This is a genomic window from Staphylococcus sp. aM (assembly GCF_052975125.1).
The window spans coordinates 157,005-181,650 of sequence record NZ_CP121447.1 but is presented as its reverse complement, the minus strand read 5'-3'; the positions used below and the strand labels follow the sequence as shown (position 1 = coordinate 181,650).

General features: G+C 31.2%; 23 protein-coding genes. 8 read left to right on the top strand and 15 right to left on the bottom strand.

Features of this window, described 5'->3' with window-relative positions; translation table 11 throughout:
* Positions 1-163: 163 nt before the first annotated feature.
* Genes P7F85_RS00775 through P7F85_RS00760 form a run of 4 tightly spaced genes read right to left on the bottom strand, consistent with a single transcriptional unit; the run spans position 164 to position 2,010 of the window.
* Positions 164-829, bottom strand: a complete 666-nt coding sequence (locus P7F85_RS00775; protein WP_019236139.1) for a DUF5079 family protein — start codon at positions 827-829, stop codon at positions 164-166.
* Positions 830-879: 50 nt separating this feature from the next.
* On the bottom strand, positions 880-1,272 hold the full coding sequence (locus P7F85_RS00770; RefSeq protein WP_002466689.1) for a DUF5084 family protein: 393 nt from the start codon (positions 1,270-1,272) through the stop codon (positions 880-882).
* A gap of 1 nt (position 1,273) precedes the next feature.
* Complete coding sequence (locus P7F85_RS00765) at positions 1,274-1,663, bottom strand: DUF4064 domain-containing protein (protein ID WP_002466690.1); 390 nt, start codon at positions 1,661-1,663, stop codon at positions 1,274-1,276.
* Positions 1,664-1,680: 17 nt separating this feature from the next.
* Positions 1,681-2,010, bottom strand: coding sequence for a cystatin-like fold lipoprotein (locus tag P7F85_RS00760; RefSeq protein ID WP_270251645.1), 330 nt, complete (start codon positions 2,008-2,010; stop codon positions 1,681-1,683).
* 309 nt (positions 2,011-2,319) lie between these two features.
* Here P7F85_RS00760 and P7F85_RS00755 point away from each other — a divergent pair, with 309 nt between their 5' ends.
* The 6 genes from P7F85_RS00755 (at position 2,320) to P7F85_RS00730 (ending at position 8,396) form a co-directional block, all read left to right on the top strand.
* On the top strand, positions 2,320-2,931 hold the full coding sequence (locus tag P7F85_RS00755) for a DUF5067 domain-containing protein (protein ID WP_002466693.1): 612 nt from the start codon (positions 2,320-2,322) through the stop codon (positions 2,929-2,931).
* A 104-nt stretch (positions 2,932-3,035) separates the two neighbouring features.
* Complete coding sequence (locus P7F85_RS00750) at positions 3,036-4,520, top strand: DUF6583 family protein (RefSeq protein WP_015364622.1); 1,485 nt, start codon at positions 3,036-3,038, stop codon at positions 4,518-4,520.
* Positions 4,521-4,674: 154 nt separating this feature from the next.
* On the top strand, positions 4,675-5,841 hold the full coding sequence (locus P7F85_RS00745; protein WP_015364621.1) for an ABC transporter permease: 1,167 nt from the start codon (positions 4,675-4,677) through the stop codon (positions 5,839-5,841).
* On the top strand, positions 5,838-6,758 hold the full coding sequence (locus tag P7F85_RS00740) for an ABC transporter permease (RefSeq protein ID WP_002466701.1): 921 nt from the start codon (positions 5,838-5,840) through the stop codon (positions 6,756-6,758). Before P7F85_RS00745 ends, P7F85_RS00740 begins: the two co-directional genes overlap by 4 nt.
* 15 nt (positions 6,759-6,773) lie before the next feature.
* The gene (locus P7F85_RS00735; protein ID WP_015364620.1) at positions 6,774-7,448 is read left to right on the top strand and encodes an ABC transporter ATP-binding protein; all 675 of its coding nucleotides are present in this window, start codon (positions 6,774-6,776) and stop codon (positions 7,446-7,448) included.
* Between the two features lie 24 nt (positions 7,449-7,472).
* Positions 7,473-8,396, top strand: coding sequence for a hypothetical protein (locus P7F85_RS00730; protein WP_002466696.1), 924 nt, complete (start codon positions 7,473-7,475; stop codon positions 8,394-8,396).
* A 176-nt stretch (positions 8,397-8,572) separates the two neighbouring features.
* Here P7F85_RS00730 and isaB read toward each other — a convergent pair whose 3' ends face one another.
* From isaB to pflB, 7 genes are all read right to left on the bottom strand, one after another.
* Positions 8,573-9,115 carry an immunodominant staphylococcal antigen IsaB family protein gene (gene isaB / locus P7F85_RS00725; RefSeq protein WP_002466691.1) on the bottom strand — a complete coding sequence of 181 codons (543 nt, stop codon included), beginning with the start codon at positions 9,113-9,115 and terminating at the stop codon, positions 8,573-8,575.
* 113 nt (positions 9,116-9,228) lie between these two features.
* Positions 9,229-12,255, bottom strand: a complete 3,027-nt coding sequence (locus P7F85_RS00720) for a CDP-glycerol glycerophosphotransferase family protein (protein ID WP_447158551.1) — start codon at positions 12,253-12,255, stop codon at positions 9,229-9,231.
* Between the two features lie 16 nt (positions 12,256-12,271).
* Entirely contained in the window at positions 12,272-13,135 is an 864-nt protein-coding gene (galU, locus tag P7F85_RS00715; RefSeq protein WP_015364618.1) for a UTP--glucose-1-phosphate uridylyltransferase GalU, read from the bottom strand.
* A 303-nt stretch (positions 13,136-13,438) separates the two neighbouring features.
* The gene (locus P7F85_RS00710; RefSeq protein WP_447158550.1) at positions 13,439-14,833 is read right to left on the bottom strand and encodes a YfcC family protein; all 1,395 of its coding nucleotides are present in this window, start codon (positions 14,831-14,833) and stop codon (positions 13,439-13,441) included.
* A 140-nt stretch (positions 14,834-14,973) separates the two neighbouring features.
* Positions 14,974-15,846: a hypothetical protein gene (locus tag P7F85_RS00705; RefSeq protein WP_002466796.1), complete on the bottom strand. Its 873-nt coding sequence runs from the start codon at positions 15,844-15,846 to the stop codon at positions 14,974-14,976.
* 205 nt (positions 15,847-16,051) lie between these two features.
* Positions 16,052-16,807 carry a pyruvate formate-lyase-activating protein gene (gene pflA, locus P7F85_RS00700; RefSeq protein WP_002466792.1) on the bottom strand — a complete coding sequence of 252 codons (756 nt, stop codon included), beginning with the start codon at positions 16,805-16,807 and terminating at the stop codon, positions 16,052-16,054.
* 19 nt (positions 16,808-16,826) lie between these two features.
* Complete coding sequence (gene pflB / locus P7F85_RS00695; protein ID WP_002466795.1) at positions 16,827-19,073, bottom strand: formate C-acetyltransferase; 2,247 nt, start codon at positions 19,071-19,073, stop codon at positions 16,827-16,829.
* A 338-nt stretch (positions 19,074-19,411) separates the two neighbouring features.
* Between pflB and P7F85_RS00690 the strand changes: the two genes are divergently transcribed.
* Positions 19,412-20,080, top strand: a complete 669-nt coding sequence (locus tag P7F85_RS00690; protein ID WP_447158549.1) for a M15 family metallopeptidase — start codon at positions 19,412-19,414, stop codon at positions 20,078-20,080.
* A 106-nt stretch (positions 20,081-20,186) separates the two neighbouring features.
* Here the strand turns inward: P7F85_RS00690 and P7F85_RS00685 are convergent, their stop codons facing one another.
* From P7F85_RS00685 to pbp4, 3 genes are all read right to left on the bottom strand, one after another.
* The gene (locus P7F85_RS00685) at positions 20,187-20,825 is read right to left on the bottom strand and encodes an NAD(P)-dependent oxidoreductase (RefSeq protein WP_002466791.1); all 639 of its coding nucleotides are present in this window, start codon (positions 20,823-20,825) and stop codon (positions 20,187-20,189) included.
* 103 nt (positions 20,826-20,928) lie between these two features.
* Positions 20,929-21,357 carry an Rrf2 family transcriptional regulator gene (locus P7F85_RS00680; RefSeq protein ID WP_002466793.1) on the bottom strand — a complete coding sequence of 143 codons (429 nt, stop codon included), beginning with the start codon at positions 21,355-21,357 and terminating at the stop codon, positions 20,929-20,931.
* Positions 21,358-21,949: 592 nt separating this feature from the next.
* On the bottom strand, positions 21,950-23,188 hold the full coding sequence (gene pbp4, locus P7F85_RS00675; protein ID WP_002466895.1) for a penicillin-binding protein PBP4: 1,239 nt from the start codon (positions 23,186-23,188) through the stop codon (positions 21,950-21,952).
* A gap of 396 nt (positions 23,189-23,584) precedes the next feature.
* Between pbp4 and P7F85_RS00670 the strand changes: the two genes are divergently transcribed.
* Positions 23,585-23,941 carry a DoxX family protein gene (locus tag P7F85_RS00670; RefSeq protein WP_002451435.1) on the top strand — a complete coding sequence of 119 codons (357 nt, stop codon included), beginning with the start codon at positions 23,585-23,587 and terminating at the stop codon, positions 23,939-23,941.
* 65 nt (positions 23,942-24,006) lie between these two features.
* Here P7F85_RS00670 and P7F85_RS00665 read toward each other — a convergent pair whose 3' ends face one another.
* Positions 24,007-24,570 (bottom strand): PepSY domain-containing protein, encoded by a 564-nt coding sequence (locus P7F85_RS00665; protein ID WP_002466898.1) that lies wholly within the window; start codon positions 24,568-24,570, stop codon positions 24,007-24,009.
* Between the last annotated feature and the right edge of the window lie 76 nt (positions 24,571-24,646).

The following is a 24,646-nucleotide window of genomic DNA, read 5'->3' as shown; positions in this document are numbered from 1 at the left end:
GAAATCTGTCTTAATTACTATTGCTAAATATCAAAAAAGCCAACTACCATTGATTTATTGAGGTAGTTGGCGTTCTTATTGTATGAGGGTTAATGTATTAATTAAAAAACTCTATTTTTAACCTTTAAAGCTTTGAGAATTCAAAATTTAATAATTATAATACCTATAAATTTAATCCTTCTTCCTTAATATCATATTCTAACAGACCAAGATAAAAATATGTTCGTCCAATTAACAAATGACTACAAAAGAGCATTATCATCCCCATCCAAATCGTTCTATTTTCTTCAGAATCAACCGGAACAATTAATGATACATATAACAATAGTCCAAATGATAATAAGATAACTAGAATTCCAAACATTCTAATAAAACTACCGCTTTGGATACCAAACATTTCAAATTCTCCTAAACAAAAGAAGAATAGACCTATAGCAGAAACTATTATGAGTCCGCAAATTAATAACCAATAAGTAAAAGTGTCTTCTCGAGAATCTCCAAAATAAAAAGCATAAGCGGAACTAATTAAAAATGGAATGTTGTACCCTGAAAGAAGGTTGATGGTCATATATGTTACGACTCTGATTTTATAATTACTCCGGTTAAAATTTTTAAAAATATATTCTCGCTCTTGTAAATAAAGAATCAACCATAATAATAACGAACCTATTAAATATATTTTCATATATAAAGGTATATTCCCTTTTATACCTGGACCTGCATATATAAAATAATACAATGCAAAAATAATGAAATTCACTAATGATAATCCTATTAAATGTGAATGTTGAATTGATTCTATTGATCTTTTTTGTAAATTCATTTCCATCTCTCTCCATCCCTATGCTATGTAACGTCCTAATTCACATTCTATTCATTTTATTGTCTTAATCGTGATTGTTGTATTTTATATACAAACCATGTACCAATAGTAAATAAAACAATGCCAATGATAAATAATGGTAATCCTATTATATTAAATGTTTCTCCATATAATTTTAAACCTATTTCCATAAAATCAGTTTTCATTACAAAGTAAAATAGAATAGACATCAACGTTATGACAGCGTATGTTCCAATGATTGACAAATATATTGTTGGTTTTGAAACAGATTCAAGTGCTTTTGAATTTTTATGTGGTGTGTAGACAAATAACCACATGACATTCAGTGCTACCATTCCAAAGCTACCTACACATAGAATAAATCCATAAACACTTATTAAACTTAAAATTCCAGCAATTGTTAAAAGTATCCACCAAACATATTTCATTCTACGACACTTCTTTTCCTGTTTTATTATATCTTAAAATAGAAATACCACTGATTAACCAAGCAATAAATGTTAATAAATTAGCACTGATAACTGCCCCAATAATATGCAAAATACCACTCATTTTATTATTCACAAATAACTTTTTCATAGCGAAAATACCTAATAAATCTGAAACTAATGAAATTACAAAGAAAATGGCAAATACCGTAACGAATGTTGCTTGAGCTGTTTCTGGACTTTGTACTGTTACCTTTCCATTAACTGTTGTAGTTAAATCCGGTTGTATAATGCCTGTAGCTGATAAAATTAAAAATAATAAAAACAATAATGTTAAAAAGCTTTGAATGATAACGCCAATTAAAGACGTCACTTTAATTAATTTTTCCATTTTCTCTCTCCTATAATTCAGTTTACTTTGATATCTTTATAATCAGCTTTATGTTCTTTAACATATGTTTCTGCGTCGAAGTGCTCTTTATAGTATATTTTGTCATCTTTAAATACATAAGGTATAAAAAACAGATTACCACTATTTTTGAATGCTTTATAACTTATTATAATAAGTTTACCTTCATCAAATACGTATGTGTTTACTTTATCTTTATCAAATTCTGGTATGAATTCATCATCTTTTTTTACCATTTCTTTATGTGTTTCTTGTTGTATTTCCATTACTTTATCAATGTGACTTTGATATTTATTTTCTTTATGTTTTTCATTACTTCTCCTCTGCATTACTTTTTATTTTTTACTAACTCTTAATATTATTAGACAAAATTCAATTTAACTCTATTAGATAATTGTGCTTTTAAAACAATTTGGTATTACAACTATGCAAAAATTTAATTAATCATAATCCATGTAAATATACTGTTCATCTATATATTTTAAACTAAATATTTTCAAATAAAAGTATTACTATTATATCTAATAAATGCTATACTATTTACCATAAATATTCATTATTTTAATATACATTTAATATTAAAACTTGAATGTTTTATTACATACTTTTACTTTTATAAAATTTTGGAGGTTGTGACTATGAAAAAATTATTAGCTTTACTATTTGCGTCAGTTTTAATCTTAGGCGCTTGTGGTAGTAAAGATGATTCTTCTAAAGACTCATCAGATAGTGATTCATCAAACAAATCATCTGAAAGCAAGAAAGATTCTGGTAATACTGATTCTGTTAAAGTTGATTCTTCTGACGATGATAAAAAGAAATCTGACTCTAAATTCGAAAATGATAAATTAACGAGTAAAGATTTTGACATTGAAATTTTAGATACTGAAATCGTTGATGCAAGTAAATATGCAGATGATGATAAACCAAATATTGCCATTGTTTATGGTGTTAAAAAGAAAACTGATAAAGAAGATGTAACAGCATCATCAGCATTCAGTCAAAGCTTTGAAGCATACCAAGATTCTAAAGATGTAAAAAGAAAATTAGAAACTGGGGATGCTTATGATAGTAAATTAGATAGAAAATACGGCGATAACGATACTGACGAAATCAATAAAGGTGGTAAAGTTAAAGCAGTTAAATTCTTTAAATTAAAAGATACTAAAACACCAGTAACATTACAGGTTAAAGATCCTAACGATTATAGCAACGATAATCTTGCTAAAAAAGAAATCAAGTTAAAATAATACAAGTAAAGTGGCTGAATAAATTGTTCGCAATTATTTAGTCACTTTTGTTAAATAGTTCAATTCTAATTGGGGGATTATAGCAAATTTTGGGAGGATACGATATGTCGAAAAAACTTAAAATCATCTTACCTATCGTGGTCGGATTATTACTTGTACTGGGAATAGCTTGGGGTGTATATGCATTTATTACTAACACACCCAAAAATACATATTTATTAAGTGAAAAGAAAACAGCTAAAAACTTAAATTCATATGTAAATGATCGTTTTGAAAATGAAATGAAATTCCAAGAAAAATATAACGATAATTCATTCTTATCTAAATTCGAAATTAGTGCAGATGCCTCTAAAGATTTTATCGAAGATCTTGGCTTACCTAAATCTGTAGTAGATGGTACAAAACTTGAAGGTACCATTGGCCACGATCCTAAAAGTAAGAAAAGTATCGTCAATATGTCACCTACAATCGTAGATGAAGAAATCGGTAAATTCCAAGCCAGTGCCGATGATCAAAATCAATATTACCAATCACCTTACTTCAAAGGTATTTATAGTATCAAAAATAATGAAATTATTGATGGATTAGCTGAATTGCAAGGTGTTGACCCATCTGAACTTAAAGATAAAGGCTATTCAAATGTTAATTTCAATTTGAACAATCAACTAGGCGTATTACACACACGTCAAGATGATATGGATAAAGTAACTGAACGTTATACTGATTTAATCACAGATCAATTAGATGATGATGACTTTAAAAAAGGCGATAAAAAAAAGGTCAAAATTGACGGCGAATCTAAAAAGATTAAACCTGTTACATTAACTATCAGTAGAGAAAAAGCTAAGAAAATAACAGTAGCAGCATTAAAAAAAGCTAAAAATGACAATGAACTTTTGCGTCTTTCAAATATGAATGAAAAAGATTATAACAAATCAATTAAAGATGCACTCAAAGATGTACAGGATGCTCAAGATAAAGATTTCCCTAAAATCGAATCTAAAATTTATCAAGAAAAGCACCAAATATTAAAACGAGATATTACTATTACTGATTCAGATGACAAAAAAATCACTATCAAAGGTACAAATAAAATTGATGATGATTTAAAAGTGGATTACAAAGTGTCTGGTAATGATAATACATTTGAGATTAATGGTACATCTAAAAAGAAAGATGATAACTACAAAGATAAATACACATTAACAAGCAGTATAGATTATGATCGTTATACAGTTGATATCGATAATAAGGAAAGTCAAAGCGATTCAAAACGAAAAGATGCTGGTACTGTAACTATAGATGATGGTACAGATAACTATGATATTGACTATGAAAATAATTTAGATACTGATACAAAGAATAATCAACAAAAACAGAAGCTTAATGTAGAGTTTAAAATAGAAAATGAACCTATTAACATCATTTTAAATGCAGATACCAAATTAAAAGAAAAAATTGACTTTGATACAAAAGGTGCTAAAGATTTTAATGATTTATCTGAAAAAGACAAAGAAAAACTAGCCAAAGAAATCAATAAAAGTTATAAAGATAATTTCAAAAAAATAACTAAAAAATTAGAAGATTAAGTAGCTAGAGAATGATATATCAAATACATTTTCAAACTATTGATTGGCTCATACCCCTATCCATTTCAATATAGGATATCGTAGCCATTACAACCATATGGGGTGGGACATAATTTCCACCCCATTTTTCATATCATTTAATAGGAGTGGTTATTTGAAAATACTAAAATTGTTTCACATCTACCACTCTTTTTTATTGAAGAAGTGGTATTTATTTTTATATTTATTACTGATGATTATGGCTTTAATCACGACACTAACAATTCTACAACAACTTAACCAAGATCAATCATCTTTCAAGATAGGTATCGTCGACAAGGATCACTCCAAAGAAACTCAACTTATTTTAGGGTCTGTCGGTAAAGGGAGTCACTTAGGAAAAAACGTCTCTTTGAAAAAATATGATGAACATCAAGCGCATCAATTGTTGCAACAACAGAAATTACAGGGCTATTTCGTCTTTGATAAAGGTATGACAAAGGCTTTTTATAAAAACGGTAGTCTTCCTATTTCAGTTTATACATATGACAAACAGTCCACTAAAAGTGTAGTCATTAACCAACTCACTCATTCTGTGTATGATCGCTTAATGTTGTCGATGGGTGGCATTTTGAGTTTCAGTCATCTTGCGGATAAACCTTCTGACAATGAGACATTAATGACAATGACTGACATGCTATTTACAGGTCTCAATCGTACTGGTGCCTTCGATTATGAACCTATCAATATCTATGACACTGGTAGTTATTATGTGGTGACTGGTTATTTACTTTCAATATATATCCTATGTCTATCACTCTATACTGTACTTAAAATGAACCAAGAATCTGCATTAAAAGAGCGATTACAAATGTTTCACTTTTCCTATGAGAAACTCACACTTGTCCGTGGGTTTATCGCTTGGTTTTACACGTTACTATGGTCAGCTATAGGATTTATTTGGATTCATCATGCACTAGATAGTCCCTTTAGAAATTACAATTGGCCTACCGTAACTATTGAATTACTATACTTTGTAACAATGATGATCTTATGCTTAATCATAATCGATTTATTAGCTAAATCATGGTTGAATCTACTATTAAAAGTCGGTTTAAGCATCATAATTATTGGATTTTCTGGTATCACTGTCCCAACCATTTTCTTCCAACATATATTTAACAATATGATAGTCGGTCAACCATTTAGTTTAGTCACTAATCAAATGCTAGAAATTACATTAAATAATTATATTTTAGATACACACCCTGCTTTTTATTCTAGTTTGGTTGTATTGATTGTGATGTTAATACTTGTACTTGTTTGGAGGTACCGCCGATGAAACCTTATATTCAACTTGTGATTAAAAATCAATGGCTAGCTTATTTGATCTTGATATTGACGATTGTCTTAACATTAACTGCCTTATGGTTAGGTCAAAAATCTGCAAACCAAACGTTTAAAATTCCAATAGCAGTACAAGATATGAGTCATACCCAATCCTCTAAGCAACTCATACATCAAATTAATCAAAGTAAATATGTTGATGTTCGTCAATTATCTGAAGACGACTTTTATATCGATGATTTAGTAAAGAAAAAGGAAGTCATGGCAAGCCTACAAATTCCTAAAGACTTTGATCGTAAACTTAAAGACAACAATTTAAAGGCTGCCCTGCCATTATATGGACGTGATGATTTCATAGGTAGTATAGCCATTGAAATCATAAGTCGCTCCTTATATGAACAACAAATTCCAAATATTATATATGAACATTTAAGTGATATAAAACAACCTAAAACAATGTCAGACATTCAAAAGCAATACAACAAAGACACACCCAAATCACAAATGACTACGCATGCAATCAATCATAATGCCAATCAATCTATCTCTATCGGCATTGTATTTGCCGTTGTGATATGGGTCAGTGTGATTCAAATTCTATTACATCAACGTCTTAAGCAAGATGCACCACTTCATCGATTATTTCTGACTCATCATAGTCAACTCAAACTTTATAGTACCTATATCATTACACATGTCATTATTCTATTTTGTATATTAGTGCTCATTAGTATAGGCATGCACCAACCTTTGAGTATATGGTTTTACTTGAAATCAATCATTATATTAGTAGTTTACGAGTTCGGTATGGCATTACTTCTATTTAAAGTAAATGTCTTAAGTCATCGTCTATTTATGGCGATTGTGTATGCCATGGTAGTAAGTGTGATTTATATATGGATTCAATTATAAAGGAGTGTGATATACATGATAGACATTCAAGACGTAGCAAAACATTATAAGAAGAAACACATTTTCGATTCACTAAATATGTCATTTCAGAACAATCTCATCACGATTCTATTAGGTGAAAATGGTGCCGGTAAGTCTACGTTATTGCGCTTAATTGCTGGTATTGAAAAAGTCGATGCAGGTAGTATTCAATATTTTGGAAAGTCATTAACTAAGCGTCAAATCAGACAATTAGTGGGTTATGTACCACAAGACATCGCATTATTTGAACATATGACTGTTGAAGAGAATATTCAATTTTTCAAATCATTATGTGAACATCCAATATCAGAAGAGACGATTCAAAGTTATTTAAAACAACTTAATTTTGATGAAACCAAAGCTAAAGTTTCGAAGCTATCTGGTGGTAATAAAAGAAAAATCAATATATTAATCGGACTACTTAGCCAACCTAAGATTTTAATTCTAGACGAACCAACTGTAGGTATCGATCTCGAATCTAGATATGATATCCATCATTTATTAGAACAATTAAAATCTCAATGTTTAATTATTATGACCACACATCACTTGGATGAGGTTGAAGTGTTAGCTGACCACATTAAAATTATCGGTCAAAATCCTTTTTATCGTCATGTTCTTGAAGACAAAGGGATGGCTTATGAAAAATATAATAATGCATTAACTTAAAACATAGTTAAAGGAGAATTTATTATGAAAAAATTAATTAGTGTATTTATTTTAGCCTTAGTATTATGTTTAGCAGGTTGTAGCAATAGTAATAATGATAAAGATTCACATAAAAATGATGAGAAAAAATCAGAATCTAAAGCTAAAAGTAAAAGTGAACGTTTTAAAGAATACGATGACAATAGTGAAGCGTATGAAGAAGCTAAGAAAAAGTATAATAAACAAAAACCAATCTCTATGCTTAATAAATTAGATCCAATAATGACAGATAAAACTTTTACTAATCAAAAAGGAATACAAGGTTGGAAAGATTATAAGAAATTAATGGATAAAGTAAAGCTTGCTGATTATAAATATACTAAAGAATCTAAGGGTTCTTCATTAGACGATGTTGATGCATTTTTCAAAGATAAAAAAGATGTAAAACGTCAAAAAATGGATGCAGGCGAAGATGGTATTAAGCAAGTTAATTATTGGTATGTCACTGGCTCTGGTAAAAAAGTCGGCAACACTAATTACCCAGAATATTATACTGAAATCATGACTAAATATAAAGACGGTAAACTTATTTATGCTTCTGTTGAACCAGGTCTATATCATGTAAGTTTCAGTGATGCTGTAGAAAATAAAGATTTCACTAAAGTTAAAAATTTAAACCAATTATTAAAACTTAACCAATCAAAACCTGTACCATATAGTGTAGCTCAAATGAATTATGAAGCACTTCCAGTTACTAATGTGTCAATATTAGTTAAAGGTGAAAAGGAAAAAGACGAAAAAGCCGATTCTAACTATTTAGCTTATTTTAATTTCTCACCTGTTAAGTATGATAAAGATAAAAATCATGAAGTAGTGAGTGTTAATGGCGCTCCGTTTGAAAGTGCACAAGCAGACTTTGGTAACTATGCTTATGTCGCTATGAAAGAAGCACTCAAAGAAGCATTATAAAAAATATCCTCAACTTAAATGGATGAACACCATTGAATATAGAGTGATGATTGATTCACACTTTTCAATAGTGTTGATACCACAAGTTGAGGATTTTATATTTATGTTTCTTCATTTAGATTTCTTTTAAAAGTATAATTATCTACCCTTAGACAAACCGCACACTTACCCTTACTTTATCCTTCTGTATTCACTTGACCGACTGTTACAGTTGATACATAGCCCTTTTTAACTACAAATTGTAATCGCGTAGCATCACCTTGATAAACATAAGTACCATCATCAGGATATTGTGCATCATTACTTGTATGAGGGATATGTTTTAGCTTTGATGCATCATATACGTCCTTCATCTGTTGTAATGACACACTTGGATTTGCTACTGAAAATCTCACACTCGATGCTGAATGGGAATCAATAACTGTGATATCTTGATCAAACACTTGCTTGTTATATGTTGATTTTCCATCATCATTTGATACAACTTGGTAACCATTAAATGAAACAGTTCCTTTATCTAGTGATTTTAGAAACGATTCATCAAGTAAAAATTGTGCGTGATTACCGACATTTCCAGATTTTTCAAACTGAGTATCATGGATATCAGTATGTACTGATGACATATTTGTTTGATTAGTTTGGGCATGTGCTAAACCATTCATCGGTATCACAGTTAAAGTACAAATTAATACGAGACCTGACCATCGAATTAACTTCATATTTATTCTCCTTTACACTAAATATATTGATACATTTAATGTAACAATAACTTGATAATCGGAGACCTATCTTTCCTAGTTGATGGTTAGCAATGCCTGTACGTCTATATGAATTATTTAAAGACTTCTTCAAATTCCTTAATAGACGATTGTCTAAATGGTTCGAAATTAAATGGTTTAATTTCATATTGATTATATCTATGTTTATATAAACCGTTATAGATTCCTTTCGCATTGTTATCTACAATAATGGCTTGATCTTCTTCTAAGTATTGAATTGTTTCCGGAAGGTCTACAGTGATTACATCTGTTTCTAGCGCTAATGCTTCGTATACAACTAATCCTAATCCCTCGTAATTTGATGATAATACAAATGCATCACAATTCGATAATAGTGGGTATGGATTATTCATCCCACCTAAAATGACGATGCTTTCCCTAGCCGATGAATTTCTAACACTATTAATCGTTTTACTTTTTAGTGGACCATGCGGACAAACTAAAACTAAGAATATATTTTGATTGATTTCATATAAATCTTCGAATGCCTCAATTAATTTATCGTGTCCTTTTTGATAATCATATCGTCCTATATTAATGTAAACCTTAATATTTTCATCATATATAGCATTTAAAAGTTTCACTTTAGAAATTCTAAAGTGATTGTAAAAATCAAATATTGGTTTTTTAGATAACTGATTTTCATTATCTAAAACTGAGTGATTCATATAGTTAGACACTTTTTCAAACTGTTTACCAAATAAATGATCATATTTAGCTAATAAATCTTTTTCTCTTTTTAAAGTTTGATAGCTATCTAAAATTAATTTTTCAACTTTTGGAGATAGTTGTTGTCGAGGTTGGTTAATTGCATCATTACTCAAATCTTCATTTTCATCGATTTCACTATCTCTATATTGTTCTATTCGATCGTTTAACTCAGGAAAATCAAAGTGCAGTTCGTCTTCTTTATCTTTTAATGTAGGAAGTATAGCTGATACAAACTCTTCAAATGCTAGTTCATATACCAAATCTTCATTATCATTAAATATACCTTGAAGTCTGTGTATAGACTCATTAATCATTTCAACCTCTTTATTAACGACATGAGTTAAATAGTCACTAAGCTTGTATGTTGAGCTAATTTCAATAATTTTATCTATGACTAACTTATAGTTTATATTTTTCTTATTTTTAATTTCATTTAATAGAGTTTGAATTTCATCTTTAAAGTTCTCTAGATGAATTTGGTTCTTAGATTTATATGCATTGTCATTAAAAGAATAATCGACCTTAACACCCTCTAATGATTCAAACAAATCTTCATTACCAAGATTTCGAGTTCTATTTTCTCCTAAGAAATTATTCACAGTTGTCATTTTATGACTAATACCTTTGATATTGTTCACTAGATTCTCTCTTAAATTATTATGTACCAAAACAATCTTATCTACATCTTTATATGCGCCAAATACAATTTTTTTACTAAAATTACGTTTGGCTTTATATTCTTCAAACATATCAGTATGCACCCATATAGCTGTTTTAGCATCTATATGTCTCATCATCTCAGCTTCTTTTCGTTCAAAACCAGTATAATGAATCATCCAATCTATTTTTACATCACCGAATAATCGTTTGAATTCTTCTCTATAAAGGCGTTTTAACTGGTTTTTCCTAGCTTTTGCAGAATAATTTTCATCCCATAAATACTTTTTAACTAGCATTCGATCATATAAATTACCATTTAATTCCCCAGTTGTAGGATAAAAAAGTACATTTTCTGGAAGATTTAGTAATCTATAATAGTGCTCTGGTTTCACCTTAGATTTTTCAAAAAAGCATATATAGTTTCGTTGAGAGGTGTCAACATTTTCCAAAGTATTGATAAGTGCCGTCGTTACACCATTATTCCAAAAGCCCCCGCTAAGAATGGCTACAGTTTCTTTTCCGTTGTGTATATCATATTCTATAATTGAATCATCCGTATAATCATTCAATATATTTTTAGTTATTTTATAGGCGCCTGCTTGGCTATCGTATTTAGTGAATCTATTTTTCATTTCAGTGTAATCAGTGGTTGGTTCAATTTTATTAATAACCTTTTCTAATTCTTCTAAGGTATCTGTATTAATAAATGGATAATCTGTTAAATCCTCATACATTCCTCTAGTATTGGCGTATTCATCTAAGTCATATGTATATAGAATGACAGGTTTATCCATGTTCAAATAATCGTACATCACTGATGAATAGTCTGTTATTAAAGCGTCTGTAGCAGTTAAGAATTCATATGTTTCAAAGTTTTCTGGGAAGAAACGAATATTTCTATACGTATTTTTTATACTATTTTTTTCGAAATCATGAAGTTTAACAAATAATATAGTATTGTCATCTAAAAATTTATCTAAGTAGTTGAGCATTTTTTCGACTTCTGTTGATTTTTTTACCTTACCTACTGTTCCTCTCCATGTCGGCATGTAACTTATCACTTTTTTATTCTCTAGACCTAAGTTTTTTCTAATAACTTCTCGTAATTCCTGATTATAAAACACGCTATTTCTAGGTGATGGTCCGACAACTACTTTACCAGGATAGATATTTTTTAAATTATGTGAATCCACTAAAACGTCTTTAGTATGTTCATTACTTACAATGATTTTGTCAGCCATATAGAAGTTTCGTTGGACATTAGCAACATCTACGACTACTTCCATATCTTTCCCCATATTTTTTAATGGTGTACCATGCCAAATAATATAATATTTTTGTCCTTCTCTTTTACTGAAGAATGGATAAAATGTTGTATCATTGATTAAATACTCAGAAACCGCCATCAATTCATAATATTCTTCTGATAAATGTTTCACCATATGAATGTTAGAAATCCCTTTTTCATCAAGCAATTTTTTATGCTTGTCTGGTTGTTTAGAAACGATGAAAATTTTACTTTTTTCAACCTGTTTTTGAATTTCATCAATAAGATAAAAAATATGTCCCCCTACCGAATCACCGTGAGTGGACTCTAATACAAAATAGTTTTTTTGTATCTTTTTCTTTCTTCGATTCTCTATATAACAAAATTTACCTTTATTCTTTTTGTAATTATCAATCTTTTTTTTAATATCTACTTTTTTCAATTTTTTTCTCCTAATATTAAAAATTCAATTCTCTAATATATTTTTTCACATCATCTTTCATATCTTCGTCTTTTAATGCATATTCAATCGTTGTTTTAACGAAGCCTAGTTTTTCACCGACATCGTAACGATCACCTTCGAAATCGTATGCGTATACTTGGCTTTCGGCGTTCATACGTTCAATTGCATCTGTTAATTGAATTTCGTTACCTGCACCTTCTTCTTGTGTTTCAAGATAATCAAAGATTTCAGGTGTTAGTACATAACGTCCCATAATCGCTAAATTAGATGGTGCTGTACCTTGTTTTGGTTTTTCTACGAATTTCTTAACTTCATAACGTAAACCCGATTTTTCTAATGGATCGATAATACCGTAACGATGTGTGTCTTCTTCAGCTACTTCTTGAACACCAATTACGGATTTACCTGTTTCATCGTAAACATCCATCAATTGTTTAATTGCTGGTGTGTCTGATTCCACAATGTCATCACCTAATAATACAGCGAATGGTTCATTTCCAATGAATTGACGTGCTGTATGAATGGCATGGCCTAAACCTTTTTGCTCTTTTTGACGAACATAGAAGATGTTAGCTAAATCTGTTGAGTATTGAACCTTTTCTAATAGGTCATTTTTCCCTTTTTCTTGTAATACCATTTCTAATTCTTTTTGGTTATCGAAATGATCTTCAATCGCACGTTTATGTTTACCTGTAACGATAATGATATCTTCGATCCCTGCTCTTGATGCTTCTTCAACAATATATTGAATTGTTGGTTTATCTAAGATAGGTAACATTTCTTTTGGCATTGCTTTCGTTGCTGGTAAAAATCTTGTCCCCAAACCAGCTGCTGGAATAATTGCTTTTTTAACTTTCACTCAAATAGCTCCCCTCGAATAACCGTTTAATCCCTCGAATAAATCATTTATTAGATTAATAATCAATATATATAGTATATGTATTACTTACATAGATTTATTCAATTTATTAAAAAGTTAAGTATTTACACCATATTATATTATCACAACATTTCACTTATTTTTAGTATTAATTTTTATAAATATTGTACTAGTCTGTATTGTGCAGCAATTTAAATTGACTTATTCTATAAAAAACTGATTCTACACCTTAGATGTAAAATCAGTTTTAAATATTTTTCATTTATAAATTATATAAACTTACTAGTAACCTAGCATCAAGGCGATAGACATTGCTGTTGCACAGATAATGATCCATACAACAATGAGTTTCCATGCAAATTTTAGCCATTGTGTATATGAAATGCGCGCAACTGCTAAAGCACCCATCAGTGTCGCTGATGTCGGGAATAAAATATTACTAATGGCATCTCCATATTGGAAGGCTAACACTGTAATTTGTCGATTGATGTGTAGTAAATCTGAAATAGGTATCATGAGTGGCATTGTTGTTAAAGCTTGTCCTGAGCCTGACGGAATAAAGAAATTCAATATAAATTGTAAAACAAACATCACCATGATGACTAATGAAGCAGGTACGTCAGATAATAGTGTTGTCATACCATGTACAATCGTATCGATGATTTTACCATTTTCCAATAACACGACAATCCCTTTAGCAATACCCACGACTAACGCACCATAGAGAATATCTTGCATCCCTTTAACTAGTGCATCAAATGTTCCGTTAAATCCAAGTCCAGCGACTAATCCAGCTACGATACCAGCCAATAGAAAGTTGGCACTCATTTGCGTAAACGTCCAATCATACTTAAAAATACCAAATACATTAAATAAAATCGCACCAAGAATCAATGCTAGACTGAAAGCTTGCCTCTTACTAAAATTTTGATATTCAATTTCTGTATTAAGTTGTCCTTCTTCCTTTTCCAACTCATAAACAATACTCTTCGACTTATTCTTTTTAACTTTTTGACCGTAAAGCATGACTGTAGTAATAGCTGCAGTGAGTATAAAGACGTATATAATCGTACGTAATCCCCAACCAGAGAACAATGGTAACTCAGCTACTTTTTGCGCAACACCAACAGTAAACGGATTAAGCATACCACCCATAAATCCGCTTCCGGCTCCTAATATGACTACCGCTGCCCCTGTTAATGCATCATAACCAAGTGTACGAGCAATCAACACTCCTATAGGTACAAAAATAATCGTCTCCTCTGATAATCCGATAGAAAACCCTAAAATGGAAAAGGCCGTCATCGTCAATGGAATCATTAAAAAATTGGCTTTGCCTAATGTACGCATTGCTTTGTTCACACCATTTTCAAATGCACCTGTTTGGTGAACTATCCCAAATGCACCGCCTACTAAAAATACATAAAATACAATTTCACCGCCACTTACCAAACCTTCTGGTACTGCTCTAAAAATATCTAAAAATGATAAATGCTGATTCGCAACTTCATGGTAAGAACCAGAAACAACTACTGTTTGACCACTTTTCTTTTCTCGTGCATATTCCCCTGCTGGTATCACATAAGTCATTATCCAAGCAAATATAATAACCATTAATAATAAAGCATACGTATGAGGTGTTTTAAATTTGAACTCCTTCGATTTTTCTTTTTTCATATGATTAATCCCCTTTTTAAATCATTGAAGTTAATATTTTTATACCGATACCCTATTTTCAGAAAATTAACAATAATTTATTTAGAAATTTAAAAAGCGCTTAGTAACCTTGATATGTCACTAAACGCTTCATCGATTCATTATTCTTCTGATTGATTACTCATTTGCTTTTCTTTAACTTTATTACCATTTTGATCGAGTTTAATTATTTTATCTTTCTCACTCTTATATGTACCCATGATTTCCCCATCATGATTACGATAATTCACTGTCCAATTACCATCGTTGTCTATACGGATGTTATCCCAAAGGTAGGTTTTATTATCTAATTCGCCATCAAATTCACTGATTTCATTATAAATTTGGCTTCTCATATGTGCCATCGTATTAGCAGCGTTTTTATCTGGATCATCTGCTTTTTGTGCTGCACCACTATCAACGATTTGTATTTTCTTTTCCATTTCTGGTAAAGATCTATTATCTTTATTTGCTTTATATAACTGATTAATATCTAGTTCCTTACCATCTTTAGATAAAGAAGCATAATCATTTAATGCACCTTGTGTACTACCTATAAATATTTTATTTTTATTTACACCTATAACAGAAGCAAACTGACCTTTCGTTGGATATACTTGATAAAACTTCATGCCATCGGGTGCATTTTTTATAGAATCCACTTTCTCTAACATTAGATCTTCCATTTGCTTTTTCTCAACTTCAGATCCCTTTTTATACTCATAAATGCCTGTTAGGATTTCATTTTTAGTTAACATATATTGATCTGCTTCGTCAGCATAAAAAGCTAATGCTAATTTTTTCTTTTCTGATAATTGAGTCACTGACGTACTTTTGTTTTCATTTTTATTATCTTGTTTTTCTTTATTACTATCATTTGTTTTAGACGCTTGCTTGTTTTCTTCTTTCTTATCTGTTGCGTTCGATTTTTCACCTGAATGACAACCTGCCAAAACTAGGAATGCTGATAAACTTAATACGAAAATTCTTTTCATCAAAATGACTCCTTTCAAAAATATATTTATTAATATAAATGTAAATAAAATTCTTATTAATTTCAATACAATTCAGAATATTTTATTTAATAACTTCACATATCATTCTTTTTAAAAAGATATTTGAATAATTAAAAACACACCAATTCCAATAAGGAACTGATGTGTTTGTGAAGGGTGTGTAGTGTTATGAGTTTATTTCTTTTTATAATGTAACTGGGATCTTCCCTTTGAAATTGACGTAACGGTAGGCTTTTTTGACAGCTTCATCGTCGGGTGGTTCAACATTTTCTAATTGATATGGGATGCCTAAATTTTTCCACTTATGCACGCCGAGTTGGTGATAGGGTAAGATTTCAAATTTCTCAACATTATCTAGAGAATTAATAAATTCTCCAAGTTGGATGAGATCCTCTTTATCATCTGAGATACCTGGTACTAGGACGTGACGAATCCAAACAGGTTGTTTCATATCTGACAATTTACGGGCAAATTTGAGTATATGTGTATTGGGTTTGCCTGTTAATTTAATATGTTTTTCATTATTAATATGTTTGATGTCTAATAATATAAGATCTGTATGTTTCTGTAGTTCATCAAAGTGTCGATTAAACGCTGGTGTATCATTGACGCATCCTGCAGAGGTATCAAGACATGTATGCACACCATTTGCTTGTAGTTCTTTGAATAACGCTTCTAGAAATGGCATTTGTAGTAATGGCTCGCCACCACTTACGGTCACGCCACCACCAGATGCATCAAAGTAAGGTTGATACGGTAATATTTCATTAACCATTTCATCTACAGTAACTTCTCTAGATGGTTCATTGATTTTCCAAGTGTCTGGATTATGACAATATAAACATCTTAATAAGCAACCTTGTGTAAATAATATATATCTAATACCTGGTCCATCGACTGTGCCCATACTTTCGACGGAGTGTAAGTGTCCTTTAAGCATTTTGCTCCCACCTTATTTTCTACATTTGTTCGTGGAATGTACGTGAAATGACATCCAATTGTTGTTCGCGAGTTAATTTAATGAAGTTAACTGCATAACCAGATACACGGATTGTTAATTGTGGATACTCTTCTGGATGTTCCATTGCATCTAATAATGTTTCTCTGTTAAATACATTGATATTTAAGTGATGACCATGTTGCATTGCATAGCCGTCTAACATGCTTGTTAAGTTTTTATTCTGAGCGTCTTCTTCTTTACCTAATGATTTTGGTACGATACTAAATGTATTTGAAATACCATCTTTACAGCAGTCATAAGGAATTTTAGCAACAGAACTTAATGAAGATAATGCACCTTTTTGGTCTCGACCATGCATTGGGTTTGCACCTGGTGCAAATGGTTCGCCGGCTTTACGACCGTCTGGTGTGTTACCTGTTTTCTTACCGTAAACAACGTTTGATGTAATTGTTAATACACTCATTGTATGTTCTGAGTCACGGTATGTTTTATGGCTACGTAATTTTGTCATGAAGCGTTCAACTAAGTCGACTGCGATATCATCCACACGGCTATCATTATTACCATATTTAGGGAAGTCGCCTTCGATTTCGAAGTCTGTAACTAGACCTTCTTCATTACGGATAGGTTTTACTTGTGCATATTTGATTGCTGATAAAGAGTCAGCTGCTACTGATAATCCCGCAATACCTGTTGCCATCGTACGAATAATATTTGTATCATGTAACGCCATTTCAATACGTTCATAACTATATTTATCGTGCATGTAATGAATGATATTTAATGAATTAATGTATACACCTGCAAGCCAGTCCATCATTTTTTCAAATTTCTCAAATACGTCATCATAATCTAATACGTCTGAATGGATACCTTCATAACTTGGACCTACTTGTTTGCCAGATTTTTCATCTTTACCACCATTGATAGCATATAGTAATGTTTTAGCTAAGTTAGCACGAGCACCGAAGAATTGCATTTGCTTACCGATTTTCATTGCTGATACACAACATGCGATACCATAGTCATCACCATAGCTTTCACGCATTAAATCGTCGTTTTCATATTGAATTGAGCTTGTTTTAATACTCATTTTTGCACAATAAATTTTGAAGTTTTCAGGCAATCTTACTGACCAAAGCACAGTTAAGTTTGGTTCAGGTGCTGGACCTAGGTTATCTAATGAATGTAAGAAACGGAATGAGTTTTTCGTAACTAATGGTCTACCATCAATACCTACACCACCGATAGATTCAGTTACCCAAGTTGGATCGCCAGAGAATAATTCGTTATAGTCTGGTGTACGTGCAAATTTAACGATACGTAATTTCATAATGAAGTGGTCGATAATTTCTTGTACTTCACTTTCTGTAATGTCACCGTTTTTCAAATCACGTTCAGCATAAATATCTAAGAATGTTGATGTACGTCCTAAACTCATGGCAGCACCATTTTGTTCTTTGATTGCTGCAAGATATGCTAAGTATAACCATTGCACCGCTTCTTTAAAGTTAGTAGCTGGTCGACTTAAATCAAATCCGTACATTTGTCCTAGTTCTTTTAATTCATTTAAGGCACGATATTGTTCGGATAATTCTTCTCTTAATCTAATCACATCTTCTGACATTTCAGTAGACATTGTATTAAAGTCTTTAAGTTTTTCTTCCATTAAGAAGTCAACACCATATAATGCCACACGACGATAGTCACCGATGATACGTCCACGACCATATGCATCTGGTAATCCTGTAATTATTCCAGCTTTACGACAATTTAACATTTCTCTGGAATATGCATCGAATACACCTTGGTTATGCGTTTTACGATAGTCTGTAAAGATTTTTTCTGTTTCTGGATCTAATTCATAACCGTATGCTTCACATGCTGCTTTAGCCATACGAATACCACCGAATGGTTGCATTGAACGTTTAAATGGTTTCTCTGTTTGCACGCCGACAACTGTTTCTAAATCTTTGTCTAAATATCCAGCGTCATGTGATGTGATTGTGGATGCTACTTTCGTATCCATATCCCACATACCACCGCGTTCACGTTCTTCTTTAGATAATTGCATCACTTGGTCCCATAATTTTGATGTTGCTTCAGTTGGACCTTCTAAAAAGTCATCGTCACCTTCATATAATGAATAATTTAGTTGAATAAATTCTCTCACGTCTACATGTCTATTCCAACGACCATTTTTAAAACCTTGCCAAGCACTAGTATGATGATTTGTTTCTAACATACTGTTCGCCTCCATTTCGTTTTGTTAACGTTTTCACATGTAGTGTAGCATGTTTATTGTGATAATTTTCACAAAATTTATGACTAATTTTCAACTAAAATATGGCTGATTAGCGAACCTGTATTTTAAATTAATACAGAATTACATTTTTATTCACTGTTACATAACAGATTTATAAATATCATAAATTCAAAATTAAAATACTTACATAAAAACCAAATGAATTCATTTCTTATATACCATTATTATACTAATAAAATATGTTAAACTTATTTCGTGTACAATTAGTTGGTTATTTGGTAAATCACGTTAACAATATAAAAGGAGTTTTGTGTGATATGAAAAAGTTATGGACTGTGCTATTGATGGGATTATTAGTACTATCAGCATGTTCAAATCATCATTCTGAAGGAAAAAATGAAGCGAGCAAGCAAGATAGTAATAAACAGAATCAATCTCACAAGAAAGTTAAAAAAGATGGTAAAACTTATATTGACGGTATCTTAATGGTGAATAAGCAAATTAAATTACCAAAAGACTATAATCCTGGGGAAAATCCTAAAGCAGTGAAAGCATTAAATAAAATGATTGCTGATGCGAAAAAAGATCATATCAATTTATACAAAATTAGTGGCTTCAGAAGCTATCAAACTCAAATTCAATTATTCAATAATTATAAAGCTAGAGATGGTGAAAAAGCAGCTAATAAATATAGCTCTAAACCAGGTCATTCAGAACATCAAACTGGTTTATCATTCGATGTGGGTGCACAGGGGTCTGATAAAAACTTATACCACAGTTTTGGTAAAACCAAAGAAGGTCAATGGATTAAACGCCATGCAGATGAATATGGCTTTATTATTAGATATGGTAAAGGCAAAGAAAATGAAACTGGCTATCAATATGAGCCATGGCATTTACGCTATTTAGGTAAAGAGAAAGCCAAAGAAGTCAAAGAGTCTGGCCAAAGTTTAGAATCTTATTTAGGTTTATATCCTAAAAAATAATAAAAATAAGGCTGAGATACATGATGGATAATGTGAGTGATTGTGTGATATGTACACATCAACTCATAACCAGTCCTCATGAATATCTCAGCCTTTTTTAATTCTATTATTTTGCTTCTCCCACAACAGTAAAGCGTTCATTAATGTGTTGAGGATTTTCAATTTCGTCTACTAATGCAACGGCATAATCTGCATAACTGATATAGCTATTCCCCTCAGAATTAACAATTAATTGATCTTTACCAGATTGGTAATGACCTGTTCTAACACCCTCTGGATCAAATTCTGCAGCAGGGCTTAGGAATGTCCATGTTATACCTTCTGAGTTGCGTAATTCTTCAAGGTTTTGTCCTTGACCACTTGCTGTAGGTTTAACAATATCAGGAAATTCTGGTGTGTCGATTAATTGAACTGTATGTGCATCATCTACATATAGACTTCCGGCACCACCAACAATAATTGCTCTTGTATCTGTTCCTTTTAAAATATCAATTAAATGACGGCCTGCATTGATATGTCCTTCTGAATCGCCTAATGGTGCACCAAAAGCATTAACAACAACTTCAAATGATGCTATGTCTGTAGTTGTTAAATCATGAATGTCTTTCTCGATGATTTCTACTTCCGTATTTGTTATTTTTGATGCATTTCTCACGATGGCAGTTACTTGATGTCCTCTATCTAAAGCTTCTTTTAATACAAGTTGTCCTACTTTACCTGAAGCGCCTATAATTCCTATTTTCATTGTGAAACTCCTCCGTTTATCTCTTTTAAGATTAATTACATTTTGAAATGTGCTTATCATTGATGTAACTGTAACAGTTACATCAAGTCGAATAACGAATACGCTATTCGTTATGTTGCAATACTTGATTAACGATATCGTTCATTGTCACTTTCGCTAGAACACCTTCCATAGCATCTTGTGCTTGCATTAATATAATCTCTAACACCCCTTGAATGTTAGCACCTACCACACAGTTCACGTTCGTGTCTTCATGTATCTGAAACAATTGTCCTTCTTCAACCACATCTACAGCATGATATACATCTAATAATGTAATATCTGATAACGGTTTTAGTAAGTATAGACCGCCATTGCCACGATACATATCTACTAATTGTGCACGTTTAAGATAGCCAATAATGCGTCGGATAACAACGGGGTTAGTATTAACACTGCCAGCTATATATTTTGATGATAGCTCTTGATTGGACTCTATTTGAATTAAAGATAATATATGCACTGCTACTGTAAATCTACTACTAATTTTCAAATAAATTAACCTCCTGTAACCATTGTAGTTACACTTATATCTTTTGTCAATTTGATTGATTTTTAATTTTTAAAAAACAGGTCGGGGCATAAATATATTTCAAGTTACATTTATATTTAGGCCGTAGTTGACTTACACATGCGTATTGACTCATGTGTTCAAATTAATCTTTAGAGGTATACATGAACTAAAGTTCATGCATAAAACCGTCTAAGTAATACATTACAAAGACGGTCTAAATGTACCAAGCTTTTTATTTCTAGTCATCCTTGCCGGGGGGACGGGCCCCAAACATAGAGAATTTCGAAAAGAAAATCTACAGACAATGCAAGTTGGGGATGGACAACGATAAAGAAATACTTTTTTCTTTAGAAATTAGTATTTCTTATGCATGAGTTTCACTCATGTATTTCTATTTTAAAGTACACATTAGCTGTGGCTAATGCGTAAGAACCACTACATAATCAATGATTAATGGTTCTTTATTATTTCTGTCCTACTCTCTATAACTATAAAAAATAGCTATGAAAAAATCTATCGTCATAGATTTCTTCATAGCTAATCTTAGTATGTTTTATACGTCATCATTTGATTAAAACTTTTTGTAATAAATTTTGATACCTATGATTGTCAACATACCTAGTAATACTAGTCCGGCAATTGCCATACATACGTATAGAAAAATCATACCCCAATGTGTCGTAGGTTCGACTTCTACGGTAGGTGCTTGATGTCCTTTCGTAAATTGACGATCATAATCAACATATAATTGATTATCCTCAGACACTTTTAATTGATATTTACTTTTATCTTTAGGTACTAAATCATATAAATCTTTTTTTACTTCATATTTTTTACCGTCTATTTCATGCTCACCTTTTGAAATGACTTTACGGTAGTCGTATTGCTTAAATGCATGTTCAGTTAAAGCATTCGCCAGTTTTTGACGGGCATGCTTCGCTTGTTCATCAGGGTACGGCTTAACATTAAATATGCCTGTTACGATTCTTAAATGATTTCGTTTGGCAGTTAATTCTAAATTGTATCCATTGTCACTTGTCCCTGTTTTTAAACCATCAACATCTTTCATACCATCTGCTTCATTAGGTAATGATGTATTGGTATTATGTAATTCTTGATTTGACTGCTTATCTTTAGATAGTTTTGTAATTTTTAAAACATCTGGATGTGCATTCAATATATGATTACTTAATAATGACATATCACGTGCAGTTGTATGTGAAATCGTATCATCTTTATAACTTTTAGGCTCATATGGTTTTAATATTTTATTATTAGCTCCACTTGGATTCGTAAACTTTGTATCCTTCATGCCTAAGTCTTTAGCTTTTTGATTCATTCTATCTGTAAATTTCGAAGAACTACCATCAATATGTTCTGCCAATACTAATGTCGCAGCGTTACTTGATTCTAATGCAGCTTGCTTCAATAATTGATTGATTGTAACGGTTGTTCCTTCTTTAAGTGGAAATGTAGTTAAATTAGGCAATTCTGACATTTTTTCATATCGTGATGTTATTTTCACTTTATCATTCATTTTAATTTTGCCTGATTTAATATCGTCATAAACCAAATTCATCGTCATCAATTTAGTAGTAGATGCTGGATCTACTTGAGTATTTCCATGATAATCATAAAGTATTTGACCATCTTTAGTTGTTACTATCATCCCTTTTGGATTGTATTGCTTATCAATATCTTGATGTTCTTGTTTAGCAACATCGACTGGAGACTGTTCAGCAAAAACAGTTGGCGATATTAAGACTAAACACATCATAATCATCATTAAACTAGTAAAAACTTTTTTCAACGATGTTCCCCCTTTAGTTTGCTTTACGCAATCATTCTTAAAACTAGATGTAACTTGCATTAATATACATTGCTGAAGTCATTAACGTTTTTCGCACAAAACACTTTTAAATCCTCAAATTAAATTAATTATATGTATATTGCATACGCATAAGTATTATAACGCAAACTTATATCCAATTTAAAATCAAAATCAAATTTATTCATTTTTATTAATTTAATCATTTGAACCGGACACCATGTGTCCTCTTAAAAGCTTTATTACTACTTCTATATGTAATGCCTTTGAATTTATTTCAAAAAAAATCAAATACGTGGTTGCATTGAAAATAATCTTATTGTAGTATACTAACCATATCAAGTATATAAAATATATTTAAAGGGAAGGTAAGTATTTATGCGGTTAGGATTACTATTAATTAGACTGATGTTAGGTATTACATTTACAATACATGGATCACAAAAGGTATTTAGCGGATTTAAAGAGCCTATGGAAATGATGTCTGGGTTAGGATTTCCTGCATTTTTAGGAATTATATTAGGATTATTTGAATTTATCGGTGGTATTTTAATGATTATCGGATTATTTTCAAATTACGTTGCTGCTGGATTTATCGTCATTATGTTAGGCGCCCTATTTACAGTACACTTATCACAAGGTTACATGGCTTCTGAACTCGTCATCTTATTACTAGTTATGAGCATTGCGGTTATGGTTTCTTATAACTGGAAGAAATTATTGGAAATATATTAAAAAAATTGAAGCCTGAGACATTTTATTTATGTCCCAGGCTCGTTTTTCATATTAGCGCATGTATTTTAATCGTCTTTTTGATTGTCTAATACTTTTCCAGTTTTAGCATCGACAGTCACTTCATGCTTTTCTTTACCTTTTTGTAGGTCAAAGTTATATACTAATTTGCCATCATCTTTTGATAATGACCACTCTTTCACATCTCCATCAAAGTCTTTTTGTGCTGATTTAATAGCATCTTTATAATTCTTCACATCACTGTATTTAAATGTGTCATTAGACTGATTAGATTCACCTTTTTCAGTTTCTTTGTGAATCACTTTTTTATCTTTATCATTGATGATAACTTCAGACTCTTTATTATTTTTCGTGTCTTGTTGTTCTACTTTATAGACCCAGTCACCATTTGATTTCTCATAAGAAATATCTTTTAAATCTTGGTTTTTATATGTTTGTTGTGCCTTTTTAATTGCATCTTCAGGCTTTGTCTTAATATCTTTAACCGCTACAGTGGCATCTTTCGTACCTTCGTCTTTCTTATTTGAAGCAGAATCACTGCCACCGTTACCGCACGCACCTAATAAAATGGCTGCTGATGATAATAAAGCTATTGTTTTAGTATGTTTCATTACTAATCTCTCCTTTATATTAGATAATTTTTCATTCCCGCTTCCAATATAAAGAAACCTCTTTTAAAGTTTTGTT

Coding starts and splice junctions, on each gene's coding strand:
- P7F85_RS00710 (WP_447158550.1), bottom strand. CDS start 14,833: ATGAAAAAAGAAAAATCGAAGGAGTTCAAATTTAAAACACCTCATACG.
- P7F85_RS00685 (WP_002466791.1), bottom strand. CDS start 20,825: ATGAAAATAGGAATTATAGGCGCTTCAGGTAAAGTAGGACAACTTGTA.
- P7F85_RS00735 (WP_015364620.1), top strand. CDS start 6,774: ATGATAGACATTCAAGACGTAGCAAAACATTATAAGAAGAAACACATT.
- isaB (WP_002466691.1), bottom strand. CDS start 9,115: ATGAAGTTAATTCGATGGTCAGGTCTCGTATTAATTTGTACTTTAACT.
- P7F85_RS00765 (WP_002466690.1), bottom strand. CDS start 1,663: ATGGAAAAATTAATTAAAGTGACGTCTTTAATTGGCGTTATCATTCAA.
- P7F85_RS00665 (WP_002466898.1), bottom strand. CDS start 24,570: ATGAAACATACTAAAACAATAGCTTTATTATCATCAGCAGCCATTTTA.
- P7F85_RS00705 (WP_002466796.1), bottom strand. CDS start 15,846: ATGAAAAGAATTTTCGTATTAAGTTTATCAGCATTCCTAGTTTTGGCA.
- P7F85_RS00740 (WP_002466701.1), top strand. CDS start 5,838: ATGAAACCTTATATTCAACTTGTGATTAAAAATCAATGGCTAGCTTAT.
- pflB (WP_002466795.1), bottom strand. CDS start 19,073: ATGTTAGAAACAAATCATCATACTAGTGCTTGGCAAGGTTTTAAAAAT.
- P7F85_RS00690 (WP_447158549.1), top strand. CDS start 19,412: ATGAAAAAGTTATGGACTGTGCTATTGATGGGATTATTAGTACTATCA.
- P7F85_RS00730 (WP_002466696.1), top strand. CDS start 7,473: ATGAAAAAATTAATTAGTGTATTTATTTTAGCCTTAGTATTATGTTTA.
- P7F85_RS00670 (WP_002451435.1), top strand. CDS start 23,585: ATGCGGTTAGGATTACTATTAATTAGACTGATGTTAGGTATTACATTT.
- pflA (WP_002466792.1), bottom strand. CDS start 16,807: ATGCTTAAAGGACACTTACACTCCGTCGAAAGTATGGGCACAGTCGAT.
- P7F85_RS00770 (WP_002466689.1), bottom strand. CDS start 1,272: ATGAAATATGTTTGGTGGATACTTTTAACAATTGCTGGAATTTTAAGT.
- P7F85_RS00755 (WP_002466693.1), top strand. CDS start 2,320: ATGAAAAAATTATTAGCTTTACTATTTGCGTCAGTTTTAATCTTAGGC.
- P7F85_RS00775 (WP_019236139.1), bottom strand. CDS start 829: ATGGAAATGAATTTACAAAAAAGATCAATAGAATCAATTCAACATTCA.
- P7F85_RS00760 (WP_270251645.1), bottom strand. CDS start 2,010: ATGCAGAGGAGAAGTAATGAAAAACATAAAGAAAATAAATATCAAAGT.
- P7F85_RS00750 (WP_015364622.1), top strand. CDS start 3,036: ATGTCGAAAAAACTTAAAATCATCTTACCTATCGTGGTCGGATTATTA.